20 protein-coding genes, 1 tRNA gene and 2 pseudogenes are annotated in these 21,105 nt (G+C 55.8%); 18 read left to right on the top strand and 5 right to left on the bottom strand.

Annotated elements, in window-relative coordinates; genetic code table 11:
• Nucleotides 1-15: 15 nt before the first annotated feature.
• Nucleotides 16-507, bottom strand: a complete 492-nt coding sequence (locus VA602_RS19210) for a GNAT family N-acetyltransferase (RefSeq protein WP_063544307.1) — start codon at nucleotides 505-507, stop codon at nucleotides 16-18.
• Between the two features lie 251 nt (nucleotides 508-758).
• On the opposite strand from VA602_RS19210, the gene VA602_RS19205 reads away from it, so the two are divergent.
• Entirely contained in the window at nucleotides 759-1,790 is a 1,032-nt protein-coding gene (locus tag VA602_RS19205) for an alpha/beta fold hydrolase (protein WP_407682518.1), read from the top strand.
• A gap of 219 nt (nucleotides 1,791-2,009) precedes the next feature.
• On the opposite strand, the gene VA602_RS19200 is transcribed toward VA602_RS19205, so the two are convergent.
• Nucleotides 2,010-2,471, bottom strand: a complete 462-nt coding sequence (locus tag VA602_RS19200) for a carboxymuconolactone decarboxylase family protein (RefSeq protein WP_323454001.1) — start codon at nucleotides 2,469-2,471, stop codon at nucleotides 2,010-2,012.
• A gap of 1 nt (nucleotide 2,472) precedes the next feature.
• Nucleotides 2,473-2,904 (bottom strand): cupin domain-containing protein, encoded by a 432-nt coding sequence (locus VA602_RS19195; RefSeq protein WP_323454000.1) that lies wholly within the window; start codon nucleotides 2,902-2,904, stop codon nucleotides 2,473-2,475.
• Between the two features lie 126 nt (nucleotides 2,905-3,030).
• Between VA602_RS19195 and pdxR the strand changes: the two genes are divergently transcribed.
• The 3 genes from pdxR (at nucleotide 3,031) to VA602_RS19180 (ending at nucleotide 7,439) form a co-directional block, all read left to right on the top strand.
• On the top strand, nucleotides 3,031-4,443 hold the full coding sequence (gene pdxR / locus VA602_RS19190; RefSeq protein WP_323453999.1) for a MocR-like pyridoxine biosynthesis transcription factor PdxR: 1,413 nt from the start codon (nucleotides 3,031-3,033) through the stop codon (nucleotides 4,441-4,443).
• 1,086 nt (nucleotides 4,444-5,529) lie between these two features.
• On the top strand, nucleotides 5,530-6,078 hold the full coding sequence (locus VA602_RS19185; RefSeq protein WP_323453998.1) for an SLATT domain-containing protein: 549 nt from the start codon (nucleotides 5,530-5,532) through the stop codon (nucleotides 6,076-6,078).
• The gene (locus VA602_RS19180; RefSeq protein ID WP_323453997.1) at nucleotides 6,075-7,439 is read left to right on the top strand and encodes a reverse transcriptase domain-containing protein; all 1,365 of its coding nucleotides are present in this window, start codon (nucleotides 6,075-6,077) and stop codon (nucleotides 7,437-7,439) included. Before VA602_RS19185 ends, VA602_RS19180 begins: the two co-directional genes overlap by 4 nt.
• 83 nt (nucleotides 7,440-7,522) lie before the next feature.
• Here the strand turns inward: VA602_RS19180 and VA602_RS19175 are convergent.
• Nucleotides 7,523-8,019 (bottom strand): annotated as a pseudogene (locus tag VA602_RS19175) (phage portal protein); the annotation flags it as partial.
• Between the two features lie 298 nt (nucleotides 8,020-8,317).
• On the opposite strand from VA602_RS19175, the gene VA602_RS19170 reads away from it, so the two are divergent.
• The 8 genes and pseudogenes from VA602_RS19170 to VA602_RS19135 all read left to right on the top strand — a co-directional run bounded on the left by VA602_RS19170 (nucleotide 8,318) and on the right by VA602_RS19135 (nucleotide 17,068).
• A complete protein-coding gene (locus tag VA602_RS19170) occupies nucleotides 8,318-9,346 on the top strand; it encodes a hypothetical protein (RefSeq protein ID WP_323453996.1) in 1,029 nt (342 codons plus the stop codon).
• Nucleotides 9,347-9,871: 525 nt separating this feature from the next.
• The gene (locus tag VA602_RS19165; RefSeq protein ID WP_323453995.1) at nucleotides 9,872-10,960 is read left to right on the top strand and encodes a hypothetical protein; all 1,089 of its coding nucleotides are present in this window, start codon (nucleotides 9,872-9,874) and stop codon (nucleotides 10,958-10,960) included.
• Nucleotides 10,961-11,227: 267 nt separating this feature from the next.
• On the top strand, nucleotides 11,228-13,156 hold the full coding sequence (locus VA602_RS19160; RefSeq protein ID WP_323453994.1) for a hypothetical protein: 1,929 nt from the start codon (nucleotides 11,228-11,230) through the stop codon (nucleotides 13,154-13,156).
• A gap of 15 nt (nucleotides 13,157-13,171) precedes the next feature.
• On the top strand, nucleotides 13,172-14,380 hold the full coding sequence (locus tag VA602_RS19155) for a hypothetical protein (protein WP_323453993.1): 1,209 nt from the start codon (nucleotides 13,172-13,174) through the stop codon (nucleotides 14,378-14,380).
• The gene (locus VA602_RS19150) at nucleotides 14,377-14,778 is read left to right on the top strand and encodes a hypothetical protein (RefSeq protein ID WP_323453992.1); all 402 of its coding nucleotides are present in this window, start codon (nucleotides 14,377-14,379) and stop codon (nucleotides 14,776-14,778) included. The genes VA602_RS19155 and VA602_RS19150 overlap by 4 nt, the downstream gene beginning before the upstream one ends.
• Nucleotide 14,779: 1 nt before the next feature.
• Nucleotides 14,780-16,639, top strand: coding sequence for a DEAD/DEAH box helicase (locus tag VA602_RS19145; protein WP_323453991.1), 1,860 nt, complete (start codon nucleotides 14,780-14,782; stop codon nucleotides 16,637-16,639).
• A gap of 108 nt (nucleotides 16,640-16,747) precedes the next feature.
• Nucleotides 16,748-16,822, top strand: a pseudogene (locus tag VA602_RS19140) (transposase); the annotation flags it as partial.
• Nucleotides 16,799-17,068 carry an integrase gene (locus VA602_RS19135; RefSeq protein ID WP_456154090.1) on the top strand — a complete coding sequence of 90 codons (270 nt, stop codon included), beginning with the start codon at nucleotides 16,799-16,801 and terminating at the stop codon, nucleotides 17,066-17,068. The pseudogene VA602_RS19140 and the gene VA602_RS19135, both read left to right, overlap by 24 nt.
• 110 nt (nucleotides 17,069-17,178) lie before the next feature.
• Here VA602_RS19135 and VA602_RS19130 read toward each other — a convergent pair.
• Nucleotides 17,179-17,266: transfer RNA gene (locus VA602_RS19130), tRNA-Ser, on the bottom strand.
• 124 nt (nucleotides 17,267-17,390) lie between these two features.
• Between VA602_RS19130 and VA602_RS19125 the strand changes: the two genes are divergently transcribed.
• The 6 genes from VA602_RS19125 (at nucleotide 17,391) to VA602_RS19100 (ending at nucleotide 21,098) form a co-directional block, all read left to right on the top strand.
• Nucleotides 17,391-18,062, top strand: coding sequence for a Bax inhibitor-1/YccA family protein (locus VA602_RS19125; RefSeq protein WP_054892316.1), 672 nt, complete (start codon nucleotides 17,391-17,393; stop codon nucleotides 18,060-18,062).
• Nucleotides 18,063-18,250: 188 nt separating this feature from the next.
• Nucleotides 18,251-19,630, top strand: coding sequence for a nucleobase:cation symporter-2 family protein (locus VA602_RS19120; RefSeq protein ID WP_323453990.1), 1,380 nt, complete (start codon nucleotides 18,251-18,253; stop codon nucleotides 19,628-19,630).
• An 86-nt stretch (nucleotides 19,631-19,716) separates the two neighbouring features.
• Nucleotides 19,717-20,109, top strand: coding sequence for a sulfurtransferase complex subunit TusD (tusD, locus tag VA602_RS19115; RefSeq protein ID WP_323453989.1), 393 nt, complete (start codon nucleotides 19,717-19,719; stop codon nucleotides 20,107-20,109).
• A gap of 1 nt (nucleotide 20,110) precedes the next feature.
• Nucleotides 20,111-20,470 (top strand): sulfurtransferase complex subunit TusC, encoded by a 360-nt coding sequence (gene tusC / locus VA602_RS19110; protein ID WP_065864358.1) that lies wholly within the window; start codon nucleotides 20,111-20,113, stop codon nucleotides 20,468-20,470.
• Nucleotides 20,470-20,766: a sulfurtransferase complex subunit TusB gene (tusB, locus tag VA602_RS19105; RefSeq protein ID WP_153773019.1), complete on the top strand. Its 297-nt coding sequence runs from the start codon at nucleotides 20,470-20,472 to the stop codon at nucleotides 20,764-20,766. Before tusC ends, tusB begins: the two co-directional genes overlap by 1 nt.
• Nucleotides 20,763-21,098 (top strand): TusE/DsrC/DsvC family sulfur relay protein, encoded by a 336-nt coding sequence (locus VA602_RS19100; RefSeq protein ID WP_054892321.1) that lies wholly within the window; start codon nucleotides 20,763-20,765, stop codon nucleotides 21,096-21,098. Before tusB ends, VA602_RS19100 begins: the two co-directional genes overlap by 4 nt.
• Nucleotides 21,099-21,105 lie beyond the last annotated feature (7 nt).

The raw sequence follows: 21,105 nt of genomic DNA, 5'->3' as shown, positions 1-21,105 counted from the left end.
AGTCCTGGCAGTCGCTCAGAGGCTCATGACCATTTCATGCCAAGCCATACCACCGTGATCGGAACTGGAAGGTTTTACGTACTCGTATCCCATCTTTTCGTACAACCCTACATGCTGGTCTTTGCACATCAGGTGAATGGTCGCCTTGCCACGTTCACGCATCTGCGTGATGAAGCGCGTCATCAGTTGCCCGGCGAAACCGCGCCCCTGAAACGCCGGATCGACCACCACCGACATGATCACCACATTGGGCGCCTGGGCATCGTGCCCGACCAGTTCCTTGAACGCCTCATCGGACATCACCACCTCATGGGCACAACCACTGTTGATGAAGCCCACCACTTGACCGTCCTGTTCCAGGACCAGGAAACCCTCCGGGTACTGGGCGATGCGCGTGGCAATCTTCTCCCGCGTGGCCGCTTCGTCACCTTCGTAGGCAGTGGTTTCGATGTGATAGCAGCGGTCCACATCCGAAGGCGTGGCGGGGCGGAAAACAGGCGTATTCATGGGGCAGGTCCGTGTCTCGATAAGCAGAGGACGACATCCTAACCGCAGCGGCTCAGCTTCGCACCGCGATCACACGTCACACCTCGCTTAACCGAGCATTACCTGTGCCCCCCGCTTTTGTATGTTTACGTATCAAAACCCAGCGCAGATACGTAGGAAAACCACACCCAACGTCATCAGACACATCCTTGATACACCCCGACATTTTACTGGTGCCACCCCCGCCCCACGGCCAAGCCAAGGAAATGTCCATGTCCAGCCCTCACCGTTTCAGATACCCCGCTCTGCTCGCCGCCGTACTGATGCCGCTGAGCCTCGTTGCCACAGGCGCAGCCTTCGCCGCCGACCCAATGCCTGCCGCCCCAAGCACGCAAACCGCTCACGACACCTTTGGCCCGCTCAAGCACATCAAGGCCGGCGTGCTGGATGTCGCCTACGTCGAACAGGGCCCCGCCGCCGGTCCCGTAGTCATCCTCCTGCACGGCTGGCCCTATGACATCCACAGCTTCGAAAGCGTGACGCCCCTGCTCGCTGCCAAGGGCTATCGCGTCCTGGTGCCCTATGTTCGCGGCTACGGCGACACCCGCTTCCTCTCCGACAAGACACCTCGCAACGCTCAACCCTCGGCCCTGGCCAGCGATGTGATCGCCTTCATGGACGCCCTGCACGTGCAAAAGGCCGTGCTCGCCGGCTTCGACTGGGGTGCGCGCAGCGCCGACATCGTCTCGGCCCTGTGGCCCGAACGGGTCAAGGCGCTGGTCTCGGTCAGCGGCTATCTCATCAGCAGCCAGGAGGCCGCCAAGACCCCGCTGCCGCCCAGTGCCGAGCTGCAATGGTGGTACCAGTTCTACTTCGCCACCGAGCGCGGCCGTGCCGGGTATGAAAAGAATCGCCATGATTTCGCCAAGCTGATCTGGCAACTCGCCTCGCCGAAGTGGGCATTCGACGATGCCACCTTCGATCGCAGTGCCAAGGCGCTGGACAACCCTGACCAGGTGGCGATCACAGTCAACAACTACCGCTGGCGCCTGGGCCTGGCGCAGGGCGAGACTCAATACGACCCGCTGGAAGCGAAACTGGCCAAGTTCCCCGCAATCACGGTACCGACCATCACCCTCGAAGGCGACGCCAACGGCGCACCACATCCGCCGGCAGACGGCTATCGGCAACGTTTTACCGGGAAGTACGAGCATCGCTTGCTGACCGGCGGGATTGGTCATAACCCACCGCAGGAGGCACCTGCAGCCTTCGCGCAGGCGGTGGTGGATGCCGACCACCTTTGACCGGCCCTGGCTCATCCGCAAACAAAAGCCCTGGCATGCCAGGGCTTTTTGCGCAGGACAACAGGTCATCAGGACAATAAAGGTCAACGGCCTGTGGCAGGTCGGAATTCCAGCATTGAACGCACCCCGCATCGCTGCATGATAGAACAGCGCCTCCTGCCAAAACTGACCAACGCCTGTTCTGAGGTCACCGAGTCTGGCGGCCGGCAATCAGCACCTTCATCGCGCCAACTCCCCGACGGCCTTGGGCGTGTTGCGGAAACTGATGGCCATACGGTTGTAGGCGTTCATCAAGCTGATGGCGATCGTCAGGTCGATCAGCTCGCGCTCGGCAAACACCAGGCGGGCTGCCGCATAGGCGTCATCCGGCACACCGGTCTGCGCCACTCGCGTGACCTGCTCGGCCCAGGCAAGTGCCACCCGCTCGCGCGCATCGAACAGATCGGCCGATTCTGCCCAGGCCTGGACCAGGGCGATCTTCTCGATCTTCTGGCCTTTCTTGATCAGGTCGCGGGTATGCATGTCCAGGCAATAGGCGCAGTTGTTGATCTGCGAGACCCGCAGGTAGACCAGTTCTACCAGCGTTGCATCGAGGCCGCTCTGCATGACATAGGCGTAGACCCCTCCCAGGGCCTTTGCCCCACCGGGTGCCAGTTGGTTGTAATCGAGTCGGTTGGTCATCTTACTTCTCCCCGGCGTGTGCGACAGGTGTGGTGAGGGCTTTGTCATCGCTATCGACAATGAAGACCGCGAGCAACTTCGCAGGCGCTGTCTTGCTGGCATTGCGGCTCACGGTATGACGCGCGCCGGGGTTCTCGTACCAGCTTTCACCGGCCTTGAAGACCTGCTTGGGGCCATCATCGACCTGGGACTCGATGGCCCCCGATACGACGTAGGCGTAGATGAATGCCGATTGGGCGTGCACATGCGAAGGCGACTGTGCCCCCGGCGCATAGTCCACCTCGACCGCCACCAGCGATTTGCCTGGAATGTTGGGAATGGCATGTTCGAAGTTGGGCGTCACTACCTCGCCGACACCATGCGCCTGGGCCGTCAGCGAAGCGACCAACAGGACGCCGGCAAAAAGGGTAGCCGTGAGCGAAAAACGCTTCATCAAGAGTTCCTCGTAGAATGAATGGCAACGTCAGTCTCGGTGCTATCTGGTACATTAAAAAGCACCAAAAACACCTTTTTTACATGTACCAGGCGGCTACCTCGTCGCGTCCAGGCCTAAATACTCATGCCGCTCAACGTCAGCATCGACCGCGCTGCAAAAACACCCTTGACCGAGCAGATCCGCGCCAGCATCGGTGCCGCGATCGAATCCGGCGTACTCAAGCCTGGCGCACGCCTCCCCTCCTGGCTGGACCTCGCCGCCCAGTTGGGCGTATCGCGCGGCACCGTGCGCGCCGCCTACGAGATGCTCGTGGATGCCCAGTTCGTGGTCGCCTCACGGGCGGATGGCACACGCGTCTGCGACCGGCCAGCACTCCCCGCGCGCGAAGAAACACCCCCGCGCGAAACCCCGTTCATGGAGTTGTACCGCGAGTTCACCGCAGGCCCCGCAATCTTCCAGCTCGGGGTACCGGCCCATGAAAGCTTGCCAGCGAGGCTGTTCAGCCAAATCCGCTCACATGCCATGCGCTCGGAGATGCGCGGCTCGATCCAGTACCCCGACCCGCGGGGCGAGCTGGAACTGCGCCGGGTGGTGGCCGCCTATGTGGCCATCGCCCGAGGCATCGAGTGCCTGCCCTCACAGGTGATCATCACCAGTGGTTTTGCCGGCGGGCTCGGCCTGCTTCTGCAGACGCTGGGCATCGGCGGCCGCAAGGCCTGGATCGAAGACCCTGGCTTTCCGTTCTCTCGAAAAGGCCTGGAGCTCGCCGGGCTGGTGCCGGTCCCCGTACCGGTGGACGCATCGGGCATGGATGTCGAACAAGGCCTGCGCCTGGCGCCGGATGCTGGTGTGGCGCTGGTCACCCCCGGACAGCACGCTCCACTGGGCGTCACGTTGTCCCTGCCCAGGCGCCTGAGCCTGCTCGACTGGGCCGCGCAGAACAACGCCTGGATCATCGAAGACGACTACCTCAGCGAGCTGCAACTGGAGTCCAGGGCCGCACCCGCCCTCGCCTCACTGGACCGCAATGGCCGTGTGGTGCACATCGGCTCCTTCAGCAAGACCATCAGCCCCGCGCTGCGCCTGGGCTTCCTCATCGCCCCACCGGCACTGGCCCCCAGGCTCGGCGAAGTCGCCGCCTGCCTGAGCCCCGCGCCGGGCCCGGCCGTGCAACTGGCCACAGCAGAATTCATGCAGCAGGGACATTACCTGCGCCATCTTCGCCGGGCGAAACGCCTGTACCGCAGCCAGCGTGACGAACTGCTCAGCGCCTTGAAAGAAAGGCCACTGGGCGCCGACATTTGCTCCGCCGGGCTGGCGGTGCTGCTGCGACTGCCGGCTGGGACGCCGGATGTGAGTATTGTCAGAGAGGCGTCGATGTTCGGCATGTCGCCTGGGGCATTGTCGCCGTGGTATCTGGATCAGGCGCAGGCCAGTAGCGGGATTCTGCTTGGTATTGCGACCAGTTCGAGGCGAGAGCTGGAGCGGTGCTGTGATCGGCTGGATGAGATTGTTGGGCGGTTTGTGGAGGGGTAGTGGTGTGCGGGGCGTCATGGGGTTGTCGAGCCTGGTCTTGATCGCCCGGATGCGAGCCAGGGCCAATGTACAGCTCGGGTTTGAGCCGAAACCGGCCAGACACAAAAAAGCCCCTACAAATCAGGTCGTTAATGAGAGTTAATGGCGGAAGCGTAGAGATTCGAACTCAACGGATCCGCACAGGCCGGGCTGGAGGCCTTGATTTCCGTGGGCCAGCGAGTGTGTGTGCGTGTGTTTTTGTTCCCTAGGTGTTCCCAGCGTGGGCGTCTACGTCACCCGCCGGCACGGCTCGCCCATAGGTCACCGCCGTTTTAGGTTGACCCCTCAAAAAAAGGTAATTTTGGTAATTGGTTTTCTGAAACGCTCTGTAAGCCACGTAAATCAAGAGCTGTAGAGATTTTGAAAAAGGTAATTTATTGGTAATTGAAAGGTAATCGGATTACCTCTTGAAGGGGTAGGCAGCGGGAAACTTCATATCCTTTAAAATCAATTGGTTAGCTAAAAATTACTTTTCCACTTACCTCAAATTACCTTTTTGGGTAATCGATGAAAGCCTTGTAGTAGAGGGCTTGCGAGGCACTCAGCGACACCCCCTTACCGAAATTACCTTTTTTTATGAGTCCACCTGAAAAAGGCTTAAACTGCTGCCCTTGCACCGCCAGACACACCCTCTGCGCAGGGTTCCGCAGGGATTTTCGTTCACCTCTAATCCAACGCAAGCCTGTACCAAGGCCCCCAGGGGTTAGGTGCAAGGATGCAGAATTTCCGACACGTTTAGACCGCGGGCGCGGCGGGGGGACGATTGCGCGCGCCAGGGCAGAAGTAGGTAAACCGCACTTTCAAAGCTCACCGATTTCGCTTGAAGCATTTCTACTTCGGTCAGAGAAATCTCTGGCATTTGGCCAGCCATGGACTAGGCAGACGTCTCGGGGCGAAGTAAGATGCCTACAGAGGGGCGTAGGTTCTTCCTCTCCTTCGTGAGGGCGGTTCTAATAATTACAGCTTCGGCTGTGAGCGAAAGCTCCGGATCCTTAGGGATGTTCAACGATACTCAAACTGTCCTACGCCCCTCTTTTTCAAAAGGAATTGAAATTGCGCGACAAAGTCTGGTTTACGTACAAAGCACGCATCCAAGCTCATAAACGACTTGAATGGCTTGACTTTCATTCCCAGTTGCTGCTGGTTTGGTATGCACTACTGGGGGCAGCTCTTGCTGTGTCCACCATCAAATATCCGGAACTACTTGGAAAAGACACGAGTGTTCTTTCTGCAATTTTATCGATTGGTCTCCTTGGCGTTTCCTTAGCAGTAGCAAATAGAGACTTCAAAGGACGAGCAATCCAAATGCGCCGAAACTACCTTGAGCTTCAGCGCCTATACAATTCGATACCATCCAACTCATCAAGCGCGGCCCCCCATCAATCCCAATATGATGCTATATTGGCGGAGTGCGAAAATCACACCGAGACTGACGACCGCGTCGCCAGGGTTTTCTCACATGGACTTACTAGCAGAATCCCCACATGGGACGAATATTTGCATGTAGCATTCTGGCTCGTTAGACGCTGGTTATTTAGCATAATCTTATATCTAACCCCAGCCGCAGTTGCAATTTACGCGTGGAAGTTCTCATGAGTGCCTCATCAACATTCAATAGAAAATTCTCAAAGCGCAGTCTATCCGAGATCTACAAAAACCGAATAAAAAACTCTGGCGCTATCGGCATTGACAGGGTTAGACCGGCCAACATTGAAAAAACACTCAAGAGCGAAGTTGAATTTATATCTGAGCGAGTCAAGTCAGGCGCATTTAAATTCACGCCTTACAAAGAGAAGCTAATACTGAAGGGGGCCACCTCTTGCCCTCGGCAGATCTCAATCCCTACTGCTCGTGACAGGATAGTTCTCCGTGCACTTTGCGACTCCTTGGCAGTTATATTCCCAGAATCAAAACTCGCGCTTCCACAAACAGTCATTGAGTCACTTAGCGCCGCCTTGGCCAGCGGCAAATACTCAGAATACATTAAAGTTGACCTGCAGAAATTTTACCCATCAATCCCTCATGAGCTCATAGAAAAATCCATAAAGAACAAAATACGGAAAGTTGAGTTTCGAGAGCTTATAAATGCAGCGATCACCACTGCGACTGTTCCTGAGGCTAAGGGCGGGAAAAATGCCCCTAAAAACATGCGAGGCATCCCTCAAGGGCTTGCAATCTCCAATATTTTGGCGGAAACAGCCCTGCAGACGATTGATTGCAAATACAAAAGTGACAATACGATATGGTTCAAGCGCTACGTAGACGACATCTTGATACTAACTACTCGAGGACGGTCAGCAGATATTGCAGATCAGATAATCGATGATCTTAAGCGCTTAGGTTTGTCACCGCACGCTATCGAAGCCGGTTCAAAATCAAAAATTGACAAACTTTCCGTTCCCTTTGATTTTCTAGGCTATGAAATAGATAAAAACCAGATACAAATTAAGCAATCCAGCATCTTGCGCTTTGAGTCCTCGCTCGCAAATATCCTCACCGCATATAGACACAGGCTTGCGGCAGCGAGATCCAAGAAGGATAAAGAAAGAGCCGTGGCTTATTGCTCATGGAAATTGAACTTGAGAATCACCGGATGCATATTGGAAGGGAAGCGCTTAGGGTGGGTCGCCTATTTCTCTCAGATATCAACAACAACTCAATTAAGGAGCATCAACCATACAATATCAAAGCTAATCGAACGTGCAGGCCTGACAGGGAAAATCAAGCTGAAGTCATTGATCAAGACTTTTTACGAGCTCAAACACGGCGAAAAGCAAGAGCACAAATACATTCCAAATTTTGACAACATGACCATAGGACAGAAGCGCGAAAGGCTTAAAATGTGGTACGGGGACCTAGTCGATAAGTTCTCCGATTCAAAAGTCGAACGACTATTGATGATCAAAATCAAAAAGGCCGTACGCGAACTGGAAGAAGACATCGCTCAAAAATCTTGACAATGCCAAAGCTTGCACTCAGCACCAACTCGTCGCAGGCTGCTCAGGTCTTCCACTGCGCCTCGTTCACTGCGCAGGGGATTTCACCCCCGCGCTGGTATCTCGAATGGTGCGAAACGCACCACCTCCTCTCCAATCCAGTCATTGACCTGAGCCAAACGTGTCTGGACAGGCTCTAGTTCGTTCATCGCCCAAATTTCCGTCGCCTCCTTGATCGAGCCGAAGCCGCCAGCGTTCTGGGGCACGATGCCCATCAGTTGCGGCGGAATGCGCAGGGCTGCGAGCAGGTCATCCCGGCTGATGTTCTTTATCGCCCCGAAGTCATCCTTGGCCGCCACTTCGCTGATCGGCAGCAGCTGGATACCGTCTTCCCGTTGGGCGCGTACATGAACAGATTGCGGAAATTGCCTGGCCCTTTGCTGTTCTTCATCGCATCCCGCAGGTCGTCGACGAACTTCTCGCTGTGGGCCGGATCGGTCGTGTAGAGGATGAGGCCGGCGTGGCTGCCGTTCTGGTAGAACTTGCGCCAGAAGAGCGTGGAGCTCTCGTTCAACAGCGCGCTCTGCAGCGCAGGCAGCCACCCAGCATCCGTTCGTTCTGGTTGAGCTCAAGCGACTCAACCTCAGTTGGTTTATCGGCCTCCACTTGCCTCATTGACATGTTTCACTCCATTCCACACGCACGAGCGGCCAATACCAACCTCGGTACCGATGAAAGCACCTGCGAGGCGAAATTTTCGCTGCCTATCTGAATCGACCGACAGAACGCACTCCCACGCCAGTAAATTCGACGCTTGATATTCAGTGCCCCCTTGAAGCATGCTTGAGAGATTCAGTAGAGTCGAGCATCTCCCAGCCCGACCAAGGAACGGCCAACGCATGTCTGCAAGTACCCCGACTCTTGACAAAGAAAAAGTTCTACAAAACGCAATCGCATCTGTGAAACTAGGGATAGAAGATTACCAGCTCAGCCAAGGAAGGTCTGGAAATCCGCTGAGAGCAATCTCAGCAGCTAGAAACTTGTTTGCAGGCGTACTTCTACTTTTCAAATATAAAATTGCAGACCTCGCTCGTTCTCCAGAGCATGCAGCAACGCTTATTTACAAAGCTAGAAAATTTAAACCCTATCGTACAAGCAGCCACAACATCGAATGGCGCCCTGAACTAGAGCGCAACAAGACGATTGATGTTGCAGACATAGAGCTTCACTTCAATGGACTTGGCATAAACACAAACTGGAAAGCTGTCAACGAACTGCAAAGATGCCGAAACGACCTTGAACACCTCCATCCAAAACATCCTGTTGAAGACATAAATAAATTCCTACTAGAACTCTTCCCACTACTGAAAGACTTTATAACGAACGAGCTAGAAGAGAACCCAGCCGCCTTATTGGGTGACGCCTGGGAAACCATGTTAAGGAATCATGAGTTCTTCGCACGCAACCTTAATGAATCTCGTCGAAAGTGGGAGGGCATCGGTCTTCTCAAACACACGCTGATGCTATTTGAGTGCTGCAACTGCCAATACTGTGGCTCCCCATTGCTGGAGCCCAATAGAGAGGATATGCAGGCAAGGATTCCATTTGACAACATCGAATTTAGATATACTTGCCTCGTCTGCAATAGCTCCGACTCCTTTGTAGAATTGCTTAGCGAAGAGCTAAGATCCACAAAGGAAGATTTTTACGAAGATGACGAGATCATTGAAAACTGTGGAGGTTGTGGCAACCCACTGTTCGACCTTCAAGAAGAACATTGTCACTTATGCTCCTATCAGAATCATATAGCTCGATGCACCGGATGCCATAAAATTCTTGAAACTTACGAAACTGAGAATGGCGAACTATGCAGCCGATGCGACGAATACAGCAACATATATGACGAATACGAACCAAGCGTGCGATAGGATTGCGTGGAGAACAATCAACTCGCCACGCCTCATGAAACCTCACCTATCACATAGTTTTTGAGCACACTCAACTATATCGCTACAATCCATTTTTATCACAGGCATATTGGGATTGAGTTTAGTAATATCTTGACCTTCTGCCCAACCCCGCTCTTTAGTATGGATTCTTGCACTTCCACTTAATGCGTACACGGTCCCACCTCCAGTCCGAGCCAAAGCTTTTGGCGAATATCCAAAACATATAAGATCAACTAATTCAACAACAAAAGTCTAATTCTGACCGTACTCCGTAACGGAGACAGTTTCTGACTTATCATCTCCTGCTCCTCAGCCCACCAAAATGAGCATGCAAGTCCAAGGCAAGTTGCAGAAATCCAAAGATCCATGAGTGCAGTGAAAGCATATGACGCTTAGTATTGGTGCCAGCACGCTGCCAAGACATAGCGTTCGCTTGATGAGTTATGATTAATTACTTTAATTCAGCCTCCCTGAGAGGCACTCAAGATCAAAGGAATAATTACTATGACGACCATTTTTACACTCAATGCTCGGGGTAACGTATTTCTGGAGTCAGTGGGTGATCATTACAAGATACCAGCCCCCAGGATGCGAAAAGAAATCCAATGGATGTTCGGCACCACTGTACAGAGCCTCGCCAAAAGCGGAGTAAATTATGAGACCCTCAGAACGACACTCGTCCCATCCACCAAAAAGGATGAGGCAGCTTTTCTTTTCGATTCCACCATGATAGATGATTACAGCTATGGACGTGTCGCCATGGATAAGCTCTTACGTCTACTCGACCCTAGAAGCTCTCACAGCATCCTGGTTGGAGACCTTGTTGGATCTAATGAACTGCAACAACGAATCTATGAAATTCTCAAGGAGCAATTAATTCTAGCAAGATCGTACGAATATCAACACAGCACTAATATTTTCTGCATTTACGTCAACAATCTAAGTAATGCGTCGCTGGAGCGGATCAACGAAAGTCTTTCACCAGACCAAGCATACATTGGATATATTCCCACCACCTATGAGTCGCGAGCGAAGTCATATCTTTCAACGGTTCTGGCAAATCAGTGCATCAAACATGGTAATATGATGATTGTCGCACACGAAGACGATCGTTCGAATGACGAAAACGTAAACATAACAAGCTATTCATTCGAGAATTACGGTTACAAAATCAAAAGCTTCCAACAGCATTACTTCAGTCACTTCTTAAGCTACAAGATAGAAAGGAAACCGATACCGGGCTTAGAGTTTGACACCTATTTTTCGCTAAACGCCATTTCCGATAACGTATCCCAACTCACTGAAATGGATGTCTTCATCGAAGACGCCAAATTCAATTACCTGATCACCGCTGGCAAGCTTGTAAAAGGAGGGATCACAGACATTGAAAAGGACGAACTGGCTTTTCTCATCCGCATGAAGATCGAAGACAACTATATCTACGGCCTTCGTTATCAGAAAGAACATGACGTTATGAGCTTTAACGTCGTAATTGAACTTTCTCGGCATGATACACACCGTCCTATCCGGATGAATGTTGGCCTTGAGTACAGGCCAACCGAGAACATTTTGAGAATGATCACGTGCTTCTAGGAGCGTTTATCAAGGCTTTTTAATCAGCCAAGCCCTATCCCAAAGTAATGAGCTAAAAGGGCGACCTTAGGATTGTCTCTTCATCGGCGCCCTCAATAGGCGACTTCGCCACCCTCCGTGAAAATGCCATCAACCAAAAATGGCATTTCGCCATTATTTTATGGTAAACCACATCAAGGAGCGCATGCGCGCCGATGCATTAGGGTGGACTGCCGCAGGCAGAGACAGCGGCTATGCCGGCTAGGCCTATCTGAAGGATGAGATGACATGGACACGAAAGAGACCCTCGAACAGGGTGTCCTCTATGCGCAGGCTGGCTTCAACGAACTGCAGAACCAGTTCCTGACCGATGCATTGGATCAATACTCGGTGATGCTCAAGCAATCGATCACGAGAAAAGATGGTGAGTATGCAAACTGGGCCCTGGACAAACAGCAGGGTCGAATCGCTGAAGCTCACCACGCGGGCTCGTACAACATCGAAGCAGCTGGCAAGGGCGCCAACAACCACCGAGCCACGCTGGATGTAGGGCGACACAACGATCCAGTCACCGACATTCGCATCAACACCCCTGATGGCTCCAAGGACTACCAGCTCAAGTTCTACAAGACTGCCGAGGACAGCACCAAAGCCATCAACCATGGTGACTATCAGGACGTTGGCAAGATCATCCCGGAGGAGCAGCTCGCTGACGCCCGAACCGTTGCCAAAAATGAAGCAACCAAAAACGCCCAGAAGCGACCCGAGGTCAGCAAGAACTACAAGAAGACTGCTGAGACCCTGGATGACTCGATTCACTCGGACGATCGCCCTGACATAAAGAGCAAGCCACTCAAGCGTCGTGGTAAAGGCAGCTCGGAGGAGCTCGTCAAAGATACCACCAAGGAAGATAAAGGCCCGGAGTACGCAGAAAAAAACCGAGTGCGCGCTGAGTTCACTCGCATGCAATACGCGAATGCGGCCAAGGCTGGGGCTATCGGTGGTGCAACGCTAAGCGCCGCGTCCGAGCTACTTGGCATCATGCGCAGCGATGAACCCCTCACGATGGAGCAGTGCTACGAGGCAGCCGAGCGCATTGTTCTGAGCTCGATAAAGGGCGCCGGCAATGCCGTTTTGGTTACTGGCATTCAGCACCTGGGCCAGAACCTGATCGACAGTGCCTCGCATACCGTACTCAAGAACGCAGGTGGCCACCTGATCAAAGGCAACGTCGCTTCGGCTGTCGCCAACATCGCGATAAGCCTTGGCCAGAACATCTACAAGTTTTCGCGAGGTGAAATCGACAGTCTGGAGTTCGGCGGATCAATGATCAGCACCACGGTTTCGGTCGTGGGTGGATCCTTGGCGTATAGCGCAGGTACCGCAACGGCGACCTTCCTGGGCCAATGGGTGGCCTCCGAGATCGCCTCCACCGCCCTGTTTGGCACCACGCTTGGGGCCCTTGGCCCCATTGCACTGGGCGCCGTATTCTCGATTGGGTTCTCGTTCGCTGTCTCTGCTTATGTCGGCCACTTCGCAGGCCAAGGTAGAAAGCTGGCGATGGAGGATATGCAGGCTGCGATGTCCCAGCTAACCAACGGCTCGATCAACCTGTCGCAGTACGCTGGGCTGGTCGGAACGATGTCCGAATTCAAGTTCGAGTGGAAGGACATGCTGCCGTTTTCCGGGAGTATTTCGGTGTTCTCGGAATACCGTGCTCGCAAAGGTCAACTCATGGCCGTGCAGAAGCAAATCGAAAAGCAGATCGCCAGCTTGCCCTCCCAAGAGGCAGAGGCCCTCTATCAGCTTAAGGCCAGCTATCAGCAGAAGATTCTCCAGATCAAAGAAGACTACGAGCGTCAACGGCAAGAGATCACACGACAGGCCGGTGAGCGCTACCAGATGCTGAGTAAAGACCTGAACGCTCACTTGGAGCTTCAGTTCCTCATGTTCACCCCTATCAAGAACACCCTTCTCAGCGACCGCAAGGCGCTCCAGGCTGCCAGTACCGAACAGCAACTCGAACAGGCGCGCATGGACTCCTATCGCGAGGAGCTCAAAACATTGCAGCAGTCTCTTGAAGCGACTGCATTAGAGGGTGGTGACACCGACAAAATCGCACGGACGATGCTGGCCACGATCGATGTCCGCCTCACGGATGTGCTGCCTGAGCAGACGTCCTGGGATCAGGCATACGAATTTTTTGTGCGCCCGTAGTGCAAGGAGCCCAGGATGCTAAAGAAACTTGTCCATTACTTCACCAGCCGTAGCCTGGATAAGCACCTGCAGAAAACGCAGTGCATGATCGACGAGTATGAACGCGAGGCAGCGGCTAGCCAGGCTCGGGTTCAAGCTCAAGCCGACGCTTACAAGCTGCAAATCCAGCAGCTCGCCAAGCTGCGCGAAGAGGAGCTCAAGCAGTATGTTGAGTTCCTCAACGATCACATCGAGAAGACCACAGACTACATCGACCATCTCAAAGACCTCCCACAGGCCATGTTCCTGTGTGTCGAGGCTTGGCTGCGCAAAAACATCAGCGAGCTGCGCTGGAATCTTGAGCGAGACAAAACCCAAGTCATCCGGTCGACGATTTCGTACCTGGATGAACTCAATCAAGAGATGATCCGGCTTTCCCGCGCCGAGGAACGCCGTACCTGGCAAGCGGAAATTGCGAACCGTCCGCCTCGCATCACAACCCCCGAGATCACCAAGCTCGTCAAACAATTTGCACGAGATGTCAAGTCCGATGCAAAGGACTATGAACGCGATCTGAGCCGCATCAAAAGCTATCAGAGCAAGCTGCGAAAGCAGCTAAGTGACTTCAGAATTTCCACATCCGAACTCAAGTCCGAGAAGGAGCGAAACAGTGAGCAACACCAGCTCGTGAGACAGCGTGTGAAGGCCCTCTACGAGCAGTGCGGTACCAAATTCAGAGCACTGCAGGACATCTTCGAGAACTATTACCAATTCTCGGACAGCGATTCGCCCCTGGCCAACCTGTGGATTTCACAAATGCCCGATGGCGGTACGCTCAGGGAAATCAATCAGGTGCTCATCGATACGAGGCCCGACTGGGAAGACGCCAAGCGCAGAACATCAGACCTCAAACATCGTAGGACGATTATCCAAACACGCATCAAGTGGGCCCACGACTTTAAAGAGTTCTCCACACTCGATGCGGACAAGGAAGCACGCTCAGAGATTGTACATTCGCTGGCAGCCGCCCGCGAACACCAGGACAACTTCTTCAAGGCCCGTCAGGTGTTCACATCTCGTCGCGATGAAATCAAGAAACTCATGGGCTGGATCAACGACCTACACCCCTCAAAAACCATCGAGCAGGTATTCACCCTGCTCTCGCGCGACGACACAGACATCTACTGGCCAGCGATCGGCCTGGCAACGAAGTCAGTGCGTCACCCAGCAAGGAGGCAACCATGAGCACATCAAGCACAACACGCGTGAAGCTCAGCTTCCAATGGGGTGCCTGGCAATTCAGGGAGTGCTTCATCGCCATTTCCGAGGCCGTGCGACTGGGCTACACCACCAACGATGAGTTAATCAACGCGCTGCCCCAATTTACGGTCAACCGCCTTGTCTTGGGCTTGGACAAATTGCTCGCAGCGGAAATGGCACACCTCAACATGGACACGCTCTCCATCGATGATGACATGCGTATCGTTGAGGCACTCGCGGCTGGCCAAGTGCTTGAACTGCCGTTGAGCATCGAGCAACTGGAACGAAACGACCCACTGATGAGCAAGATTCTGATGGGCATTGGCGTACGAAACCCAGCGGGCGCACTGTCGCTCTTGAAGCCGAAAGTTGAGGTGATCTGAGATGACATCTAAAGAGCACTTCAACCAGGAAGACCTGAGCACATCTCCTTCCCCTATCGCGCCGAATCCAGACTTCCTCGATCACATCGACGACTGGCTGGAGTACTTGGTAAAGCTTGTCGAGATGACAGCCGATCCGATCACCCGCGCAAAGTATGAAAGACAGATCAAGTATGTCCTGCGATTCCGCAGTGGTGCCAACTGCAACGTCGCTCACAACAACACCCTGGCCAAGTATTACACCGAGGCGGCTGAATCCACAGACGATGCATCGGACAGCAAGCCGGCAGGCAACGCCCGCGCTACCGATCGCAAAACGAAGGTTGGAGCTGAACTTGCCGAACTGGGGCTGCACGATTCGATGGCCATCCATGCCACCGCTCCGATGCAGGAGTGCTACTTGGCTGACACTTATGCCTACTCCCAAATCCAGAAAGCCTTGGCTTGCGAAGACATTTTCTTCCTCCAAGGGCCTCCTGGCACCGGTAAAACCACCGCAATCGTGGAGATCATCCTCCAGACCCTACGTAGCAAACCCGAAGCGCGAATCCTCATCAGCTCCGAAACACACGTCGCAGTCGACAACGCTCTTGATCGCCTGACCACGCACCTTTCAGCTTCCGATATGTCCATGGTGATGCGCTACCCACGCTTCATGGTCACCACCTTGGAAAACCCAGCAGCCATCGAAGTACAAGCTTTTGATCGGGCTGATGCCGTATGGAGAGATGCCTGGGAGAAAGCGCCAGAGCTCACAGAGCGTTTGTGGCAAAAGCTGGATCGCGGACGCACGAACAGCGACGGGAGCGTCGATCTTCCCCGGTGGCTAGTGCGCAACCTCGCCGACCGCTATCAGATCATCGGCGTTACCTGCAACCAGGTGGATCACTTCATCGACAAGGACAGCGACATGTTCGACTTGGCCATTGTCGATGAATGCTCCAAAGCTACTCTGCCCGAGTGGCTCATGGCACTCACAGTGGCCCGCAAATGCGTCCTGGTCGGCGACCACAAGCAATTGCCACCGACCTTCTGCAAGGAAGAGTCTTCAGCCCTATCGGCACTCGATAAAGCCCAGGAGAAGCTCATCAGAGGCGGCGTCATCGAGCGCATCTTTGAAAACTTCCCGGGGCACATGAAAGGCACGCTGCTGAAGCAGTACCGAATGCTGCCTGAGATCGGAAAATTCATCTCCAAGCACTTCTACAACAACAGCCTCGCCCACAGCCGCACGAAAGGTAATGGTCTGTTCGAGCATTTCGCCTGGCTGACTTACGATTCCAAGGGCTACTTCGTTCCCCCTGAACGCAAAAACGAAGTAGAGAAGACACTTATCAACCAGCGCGAGATTCAGATCATCGTTGATCGCCTGAAGACCATGTGTGAGCAAATTGGCGATGCGAAAGCTGCGGTGACTGCTAATGCCGCCGCCGGTGGTGGTGATGCTGCAAAATCTGGTGATGTGATGCTGAATGACAGCACCCCCACGCCTGAAGGCGAAGAGTCCAAGCCTTACTTCAGCGACGGCAAGCGGCTGAGCGTAGCCGTGATCACGCCGTACCGCGCGCAGTGTAGGCAGCTCAAGCTTGCCCTGGGAAAACTCGATTTCCGTGAGCACCTGACGATCGAGGTTGATACCGTCGATGCGTTCCAAGGACGGCAGGCTGACGTCGTCTTCTTCTCGTTCGTGCGTACCGTCGGGCCCGCCACGTTCTATGCGGACGACCGACGCATGAACGTTGCCATTTCCCGGGCCAGAGACAGCGTGTATCTGGTGGGAAGCATCGACTACATCCGGAGCAAGAGGCTGCCTGCACTGACAGCGCTCGTGGGAAGACCAGTGATGTCCAAGGTTGGTTGAGGCAGGCTCCGCAAGTCACTCTCTGAGCAGGAAGCTCGGTAGGTATGAATCGCGCCTGGTTTCGTAGACACCTTCAAGCCTCATAATGAGGCCCAAATAGGAGGCGCCATGAGTCGTCAGCGTTACCCCGAAGAGTTCAAGATCAGAGCGGTCAAGCAAGTGACCGAGAAAGGCAAGCGGGTGACAGCGCCCATGCTGCGCCACCGCTGGGACGATGCCAGGGAGGAAGTGGTGAAGGAAGCAGTCGCCGCCGGTGACCAGGCGCTAGCCAGCAGGATCGGACAATTGCAATTCCGAGACATTCGCCCGAAGGCTGCGTCTGAGATCGCTGATATCGACCACGCCAGCCTGCTGCTTGGCCACACCAAGGGCGACATTATCGAGCGGGTTTATCGTCGAATTGGAGCCCTGGCGAAACCAACCAAGTAGCAAAGTATTGTCAGCGCTGACAAATCAAACCATTCCCAAGGGCGTTCCCACGGGTGGTTTTTCCATGCTCCAGAAACGCAAAAAGCCCTGAAAAATCAGGGCTTTGAATGTGGCGGAAGCGTAGAGATTCGAACTCTAGGATAGTTGCCCATCGACGGTTTTCAAGACCGTTGCCTTAAACCACTCGGCCACGCTTCCAGCTTGTTTTGCGGCGGCAATCATACCGTAATGAAACACGCTGTCAAACTCTCTCTGTCGCCCGTTGCAGAGGCTCTGTTATGATCTTTGCATCTGAACGTTTCAAACCCACAGGAGTGTCGCCATGCGCGAACAGGATTACGCCGTACAACACGGCCAGCAGGTCGAACAGCAGGAGGTCAGCAAGGTCCTGCGCAACACGTACAGCCTGCTGGCGCTCACGCTTGCCTTCAGCGGCGTGATGGCTTTCGTCGCTCAACAGATGCGTGTTGGTTACCCGAACATCTTCGTGGTGCTGATCGGCTTCTACGGGCTGTTCTTCCTCACCGCCAAGCTGCGTGACTCGGTCTGGGGCCTGGTTTCGACCTTCGCCCTCACCGGCTTCATGGGCTTCATCCTCGGCCCGATCCTCAACCGCTACCTCGGCATGGCCGGTGGCGCTGAAGTGGTCAGCTCGGCCTTCGCCATGACCGCACTGGTATTCGGTGGCCTGTCGGCCTACGTGCTGATCACCCGCCGCGACATGAGCTTCCTCAGCGGCTTCATCACCGCGGGCTTCTTCGTGTTGCTGGGTGCCGTGGTCGCGAGCTTCTTCTTCCAGATCAGCGGCCTGCAACTGGCAATCAGCGCTGGCTTCGTGCTGTTCTCGTCGGTCTGCATCCTGTTCCAGACCAGCGCCATCATCCATGGCGGCGAGCGCAACTACATCATGGCGACCATCAGCCTGTATGTATCGATCTACAACCTGTTCGTCAGCCTGCTGCAGCTGTTCGGCATCATGGGTCGTGACGACTGATCGTTAGCGATTGGACGGTTCAGGAAAGCCCGCTTCGGCGGGCTTTTTTGTGGGCGGGTGCTTTTGGGGTTGCACGCCCCCCCCCACCTCCACAAAGAAACAAAGAGCAGCCCGGCCAAGACGTACCTCTACCCCTTCGCCGTCGGGCCCCGTAAAATGCGCTCCTTTTTTCTTCGGGGCGGTTTCCCATGAGTTCACTCGAACACGAGCCGGGCGCGACGGCGCCTGCCAACGAACTGGTCCTTGGCCTCGAGGACAAGCCGCGGCCACTGATCGGCCTGCTGGCAGCACTGCAGCACTTGTTGGCGATCATCGTGCCAATCGTCACTCCCGGCCTGTTGATCTGCCAGGCGCTGGGCGTTTCGCCGCGGGACACCAACCTGATCGTGTCGATGTCGTTGGTGATCTCGGGCATCGCCACCTTCGTCCAGTGCAAGCGCTTCGGGCCATTCGGCGCGGGATTGCTGATCGTCCAGGGCACCAGCTTCAACTTCGTCGGGCCGCTGATTGCCGGTGGTGCGCTGATGGTCAAGCAAGGCACGCCAGTCGAAGGCGTGATGGCGGCGATCTTCGGGGTCGTGATCGCCGGCTCGTTCGTGGAGATGGGCGTTTCGCGCATCCTGCCGTTCATCAAGCGCCTGATCACCCCACTGGTGACCGGCATCGTGGTGCTGATGATCGGCCTCACGCTGATCAAGGTTGGCCTGATCAGCATGGGTGGTGGCTTTACGGCCATGGGCAATGGCACCTTCGCCAATGGCGAGAACCTGCTGCTGTCGGGCGTGGTGCTGGCGATCATCGTGATCCTCAACCGGATTCCGGTGGTGTGGATGCGCAGCTGCGCCATCGTCATCGCGCTGGCGGTGGGCTATGCGTTGGCAGGCTACCTGGGGCGCCTGGACTTCACTGGTATGCACGAGGCAGCGCTGTTCCAGGTGCCGGTCCCGCTGCACTTCGGCCTGGGCTTCTCCTGGGCGCTGTTCATTCCGATGCTGGTGATCTATCTGGTGACCTCGCTGGAAGCCATTGGCGATGTGACAGCCACCAGCAAAGTGTCGCGCCAGCCGGTCGAGGGGCCGGTGTGGATGCAACGGATCAAGGGCGGGGTGCTGGTCAATGGTGCCAACTCGCTGCTGGCGGGCCTGTTCAACACCTTCCCCAGCTCGATCTTTGCGCAGAACAATGGGGTGATCCAGCTGACGGGCATCGCCAGCCGTCATATCGGTGTCTGGATCGCGCTCATGCTGGTACTGCTGGGGCTGTTTCCGAGCGTAGCCGGGGTGATCCAGGCCGTGCCGGAGCCTGTGCTGGGTGGCGCTGCGATGGTGATGTTCGGTGCGGTGGCGGCATCAGGGATCAACATCCTGGCCAGCACCCGCCTGGACCGGCGGGCGCTGCTGATCATCGCCGTGTCGCTGGCCCTGGGGCTGGGCGTGGCGCAGGTGCCGGAGTTCCTGGCGCACATGCCGGCGGCGCTGCGTAACGTTCTGGAGTCGGGCGTTGCCACCGGCGGCATCTGCGCCCTGGTGCTGAACTGGTTCCTGCCAGAGAGCAAGGAACGCGCCTGACCATCGTTGCCGTCAGACAAAAGCCCGCGCCTACAGGTGCGGGCTTTTTGCTTTATCATGACGGCATTTCTTTGCACGAGCCTTCCATGAAATTCGCCATCGCGGTGTTTTCTCCGGCCCATGCGCCCTCCTCGCGCCGCGCGCTGCGCTTCGCCGAGGCGGCCCTGGCCGGCGGACACGAGATTACCCGACTGTTCTTCTATCAGGATGGGGTGCACAGCGCCTCGGCCAACGTCGTCGCGCCGCAGGATGAACAGGATGTGGCAGCGCAATGGCGCAGCTTCGTCAGCGACCATCAGCTCGATGCCGTGGTCTGCATCGCCGCAGCATTGCGCCGTGGCGTGCTCGACGAGGCCGAAGCCAACCGCTACCAGCGCCCTGCCGTGAACCTGCCCAAACCCTGGGAGCTGTCCGGCCTTGGGCAACTGCACGAAGCTGCGCAAATGGCAGACCGCCTGGTCTGCTTCGGAGGCGATTGAAATGGCCAGATCCTTGTTGATCATCAGCCGTCAGGCGCCTTGGAATGGGCCATCCGCCCGCGAAGCGCTGGATATCGCGCTTGCCGGTGGCGCCTTCGACCTGCCGCTGGGCATGCTGTTTCTCGACGACGGTGTCTTCCAGCTCGCCAGCAGCCAACAACCGGCGCTGCTGCAGCAGAAGAACCTTGCCGCCAACCTGCAGGCGCTTCCGATGTTCGGGGTCGAGGAACTGTTCGCCTGCGCGCACAGCCTCCAGCAGCGCGGGCTGGACGGCAGCACGCTGGAACTGCCGGTACAGGTTCTCGACGATGCAGCGCTGCGCGCACTGATCGCCCGTTTCGACCAGGTGGTGACCCTCTGATGATGACCTTGCATGTAATCAGCCATTCGCCCTTCGGCGACGACCGCCTGGCCAGTTGCCTGCGTTTGCTGGACACCCAGGACGCGCTGCTGCTGTGCGGCGATGCAACCTACGCCCTCAAGCCTGGCAGCGAACCTTACCGGGTGTTGCACGCTGCAGGCCTGGAGCAACGCCTGTTCGCCCTCGAAGAAGACCTACAGGCCCGCGCAATCCCCAGCGAGTTGGCAAAGGCCGTGGACTATCCCGCCTTCGTCGAGCTCTCGCTGCACTACGACAAGGTCAACACCTGGCTATGAGCAACCTGACTGTCGGCGATCGCTCGATCGCCCTGGACAAGGACGGCTTCCTGGTCGACTTGCAGGACTGGTCCCACGAGGTCGCCCAAGCCCTGGCCGCCCGTGAAGCGATCGCATTGACCCCGGACCATTGGGAAGTCCTCGAACTGCTGCGTCAGTTCTACGACGAATATCAGCTTTCGCCAGCGACTCGTCCGCTGATCAAGTACACCGCCCTGAAGCTGGGCCCGGACAAGGGCAACAGCCCGCACCTGAACCGTCTGTTCAACGGCACCCCCGCCAAACTGGCCGCCAAGCTGGCGGGCCTGCCCAAGCCGACCAACTGCATATGACCGAGCC

This window comes from Pseudomonas machongensis, assembly GCF_034961125.1.
In the GTDB taxonomy this organism is placed as follows: Bacteria; Pseudomonadota; Gammaproteobacteria; order Pseudomonadales; family Pseudomonadaceae; genus Aquipseudomonas; species Aquipseudomonas machongensis.
This window is presented reverse-complemented; position numbering and strand designations above follow the sequence as displayed.

Excerpts from the sequence above, each read along its gene's own strand:
- VA602_RS19145 (WP_323453991.1), top strand. The coding sequence starts at position 14,780 with ATGACATCTAAAGAGCACTTCAACCAGGAAGACCTGAGCACATCTCCT.
- VA602_RS19100 (WP_054892321.1), top strand. The coding sequence starts at position 20,763 with ATGAGCAACCTGACTGTCGGCGATCGCTCGATCGCCCTGGACAAGGAC.
- pdxR (WP_323453999.1), top strand. The coding sequence starts at position 3,031 with ATGCCGCTCAACGTCAGCATCGACCGCGCTGCAAAAACACCCTTGACC.
- VA602_RS19210 (WP_063544307.1), bottom strand. The coding sequence starts at position 507 with ATGAATACGCCTGTTTTCCGCCCCGCCACGCCTTCGGATGTGGACCGC.
- VA602_RS19165 (WP_323453995.1), top strand. The coding sequence starts at position 9,872 with ATGACGACCATTTTTACACTCAATGCTCGGGGTAACGTATTTCTGGAG.
- VA602_RS19120 (WP_323453990.1), top strand. The coding sequence starts at position 18,251 with ATGAGTTCACTCGAACACGAGCCGGGCGCGACGGCGCCTGCCAACGAA.
- VA602_RS19180 (WP_323453997.1), top strand. The coding sequence starts at position 6,075 with ATGAGTGCCTCATCAACATTCAATAGAAAATTCTCAAAGCGCAGTCTA.
- VA602_RS19170 (WP_323453996.1), top strand. The coding sequence starts at position 8,318 with ATGTCTGCAAGTACCCCGACTCTTGACAAAGAAAAAGTTCTACAAAAC.
- VA602_RS19205 (WP_407682518.1), top strand. The coding sequence starts at position 759 with ATGTCCAGCCCTCACCGTTTCAGATACCCCGCTCTGCTCGCCGCCGTA.
- VA602_RS19200 (WP_323454001.1), bottom strand. The coding sequence starts at position 2,471 with ATGACCAACCGACTCGATTACAACCAACTGGCACCCGGTGGGGCAAAG.
- VA602_RS19160 (WP_323453994.1), top strand. The coding sequence starts at position 11,228 with ATGGACACGAAAGAGACCCTCGAACAGGGTGTCCTCTATGCGCAGGCT.
- tusC (WP_065864358.1), top strand. The coding sequence starts at position 20,111 with ATGGCCAGATCCTTGTTGATCATCAGCCGTCAGGCGCCTTGGAATGGG.
- VA602_RS19125 (WP_054892316.1), top strand. The coding sequence starts at position 17,391 with ATGCGCGAACAGGATTACGCCGTACAACACGGCCAGCAGGTCGAACAG.
- VA602_RS19150 (WP_323453992.1), top strand. The coding sequence starts at position 14,377 with ATGAGCACATCAAGCACAACACGCGTGAAGCTCAGCTTCCAATGGGGT.
- VA602_RS19195 (WP_323454000.1), bottom strand. The coding sequence starts at position 2,904 with ATGAAGCGTTTTTCGCTCACGGCTACCCTTTTTGCCGGCGTCCTGTTG.
- tusD (WP_323453989.1), top strand. The coding sequence starts at position 19,717 with ATGAAATTCGCCATCGCGGTGTTTTCTCCGGCCCATGCGCCCTCCTCG.
- VA602_RS19155 (WP_323453993.1), top strand. The coding sequence starts at position 13,172 with ATGCTAAAGAAACTTGTCCATTACTTCACCAGCCGTAGCCTGGATAAG.
- tusB (WP_153773019.1), top strand. The coding sequence starts at position 20,470 with ATGATGACCTTGCATGTAATCAGCCATTCGCCCTTCGGCGACGACCGC.